This window comes from Mesorhizobium sp. M7A.F.Ca.CA.002.05.1.1 (genome assembly GCF_003998335.1).
Taxonomy (GTDB): domain Bacteria; phylum Pseudomonadota; class Alphaproteobacteria; order Rhizobiales; family Rhizobiaceae; genus Mesorhizobium.
The window spans coordinates 1-1,090 of the sequence record NZ_RZQI01001339.1 but is presented as its reverse complement, the minus strand read 5'-3'; the positions used below and the strand labels follow the sequence as shown (position 1 = coordinate 1,090).

1 protein-coding gene and 1 pseudogene are annotated in these 1,090 nt (G+C 63.5%); one reads left to right on the top strand and one right to left on the bottom strand.

The window, feature by feature from the left end:
* A pseudogene (locus EN939_RS39555) lies at window positions 1-153 on the top strand (EamA/RhaT family transporter); the annotation flags it as partial.
* On the opposite strand, the gene EN939_RS35395 reads toward EN939_RS39555, so the two are convergent.
* Complete coding sequence (locus tag EN939_RS35395; protein ID WP_127270977.1) at window positions 154-966, bottom strand: helix-turn-helix domain-containing protein; 813 nt, start codon at window positions 964-966, stop codon at window positions 154-156.
* Between the last annotated feature and the right edge of the window lie 124 nt (window positions 967-1,090).

The window sequence follows — 1,090 nt, the reverse complement described above, 5'->3', positions numbered from 1 at the left end:
GTCGGTTATCTCGTCTTCGGCGACGTCGCCACGCTCCATATGCTCGTCGGCGGCCTGATCGTCGTCGCCGCCGGCATCTTCATCATCTGGCGCGAACGCCAGCTTGGCCTGGAGCGGACCCGCACGCGCAAGGCATCTTTGCCTGAAGGGTGATTACGACAGCTCGGCTCGCTCCTTCGCCAACCGAACCAGCACCGTCCTCGTCTGCTCATCGGCTGGAAAAAACGATTCGATCGCCAGTTCCGACAGGGTCACGTCGAGCGGCGTGCCGAAGACGGTGATGGTGCTGATGAACGACAGCACCTGGTCGCCGTGCGCAAGCCTGAGCGGGTGCACGATGGGGTTCGGCTCTACCGACACCGGCCGACTGCCTTTCAAGCCGGACGGATAAGTCCTCAGCTCACGCTCGAGTTCGATCAGCACCGCGTCGCCGCTCGCGTCATTCTGGTGTTTCAGGCGCTCGAGCAGATGCGTCCGCCATTCCTGGAGATTGACGATGCGTGGCGCGATGCCGCCGGGATGAAGGCTGAGGCGAAGGACGTTGACCGGCGGCGTCAGCAGCGAAGCCTCGCTGACATCGGCAAGGAAGGGGGCAATGGCGGCATTGGCCGAAACCAGGTTCCAGTGGCGGTCGACAGCGAGTGCCGGGAAAGGCTCGTGGCCTTTGAGGACGATCTCGACCGCCGCCATCGCCGGCGCCATCGTGGTGTCGGTCAATGAGCGCTCGCCGAAGCTCGGCGCAAAGCCGGCGGCGAGGAGCAACTGGTTGCGCTGCCTCAGCGGTATCGACAATTGCTCGGCCAGATGCAGCACCATGTCGCGTGAGGGCGCGGCGCGGCCGCTTTCGACGAAGCTCAGATGCCGCTGCGAGATTTCGGCCTCCATGGCGAGGTCGAGTTGAGACATGCGGCGGCGGGTGCGCCACTCGCGAATGAGGCTGCCGGCGGAGGTTTGGGCTGTTGTCATGAGGGCATGGTTAGACTGGGAGAGGGGGGCATTTCAATTACGTCTGAGGTCATAGTTCTTGCCGGCGTTCGCCTATCCACATTGGAGATTGGCGAAAGCGGAGATGACAGCCAATCTCCCCCCT